This is a genomic window from Rhodobacter sp. JA431 (assembly GCF_900217725.1).
In the GTDB taxonomy this organism is placed as follows: domain Bacteria; phylum Pseudomonadota; class Alphaproteobacteria; order Rhodobacterales; family Rhodobacteraceae; genus Rhodobacter; species Rhodobacter aestuarii.
Genome location: NZ_OBMP01000024.1, coordinates 1 through 1,512 on the forward strand (window position 1 = coordinate 1; position 1,512 = coordinate 1,512).

Consider the following 1,512-nt stretch of genomic DNA (forward strand, 5'->3'; position numbering starts at 1 on the left):
GCCTCCGCTTCTGCTTCGCGGCGGGCCAGTTCCTCGTCGCGGGCGCGGGCTTCTTCTTCGGCGCGGGCAAGGCTTTCGGCCTGTGCCCGCTGCTGCGCCTCAAGCGCGTCCTTTTCGGCCAAAGCGGCGCGGAATTTTTCTAGCGCACGGGCCATATCACCCACTTCGCTGCGCCCGTCCGTGCCCGGCACATCGCTTTGCGTATCGCCTGCGGTCATATGCTCCATGCGCGCATGCACCGCCGCAATGGGGCGCGTGACCGAGCGCGCCAGAACCGTAGCGACGCCAATCAGCGCGAACACAGCGACCACCATCGCAATATTCGACACCATGCGCAAATGGGCCAGTGCCGCTTGGATATCGCTTAAATAAGAGCCGGTGCCCACGATCCACCCCCAAGGGGCGAATTCGCGCACGAAACCCACTTTTTCCTCAGGAATGTCGCTGTCAGGCTTGTTGAAGAAATAGCGCAACGCCCCGCTTTGTTCCGCCTCGGCCAGCGCGATCATCTCTGCAAAAATGCGCGTGCCATGGGGATCGGTGAAATCGATTTGGGAGGTACCGACCCAGTCGGCCTTTGTCGGATGCATCACGATATTGCCGCTATGATCCAATACGTAAAAATAGCCAGATTCGTCAAAGCGCAGCCCGGCAAGGCGCCGCGCGCCTTCGGCTCGGGCGGCTTCGGGGGTCAGTGTGCCGGCGGCGACCTCTTCCTCCAATTCACGCAAAACACTGATCGCGGTGTCGGTGACATCGCTCAGGTGCTGGCTACGCATCTCAAAGGCGTTATCGGCGGCAAATCCCAAAAGGATATCGGACAAGATGATAAGCGACAGCGCGGCAACGGCCACGATGCCGTAAATACGGGCAGATATTCCAGTCAGTCGGGTCAAGGCGGGCCTGCTTGCTCGAAAAGGATTACATTGTCCCCGGCCACCAAAGAAATATCATCAATAGCACCAGACAGGAATGAAGGAGGTTTGCACCAAAAGGTCAAGAAACCCTTACAATCTAGAAGAACTCCCAAATTAGGTCCCAAGCCCCTATCCTTTTGCCCGGCATCCCTCGGCCAAATATCGCCTCTCGCATCATTGAGTGCTCCGCGCCGATCCAGCCGTTCGCGCGCGACGTAGCGATGGGACTAACAGCCTAACTCCCGTCCCGCGTGCCCGCGTCGCATCGCGACATCTGGCCCGGCACAGGCCGCCTGAAGGAAAGGCCAGCCCTCGGGGAAGGGCTGGCCAAAGCCTGCGGGCCTCGGGGAAGCCACGGCAGGAAGGTTCAAAGCGCGCGGGTCGAGAAATACCAATCGACCGTGTTGTAGCCTTCCGAGGCGCGGGCTTCGGCGGCTTCGGGCGTGGCCGGGGTCGGCACGATCACCGCGTCGCCCGAGCGCCAGTTTTCCGGCATCGCACATTGGTGCTCTTGCGCCGTTTGCAGCGCGATCAGCAGGCGCAGGATTTCGTCGATCTGGCGGCCCGTCACCATCGGATAGTAGAGCATCGCGCG

The 1,512-nt window shown here is 61.0% G+C and carries 1 protein-coding gene and 1 pseudogene; both read right to left on the reverse strand.

Annotated elements, in window-relative coordinates:
• A partial coding sequence (locus tag CRO18_RS18460) for a cache domain-containing protein (protein ID WP_143128696.1) occupies nt 1–896 on the reverse strand: 896 nt, incomplete at its 3' end.
• A gap of 388 nt (nt 897–1,284) precedes the next feature.
• Nucleotides 1,285–1,512: pseudogene (locus CRO18_RS18465) on the reverse strand (peroxiredoxin); the annotation flags it as partial.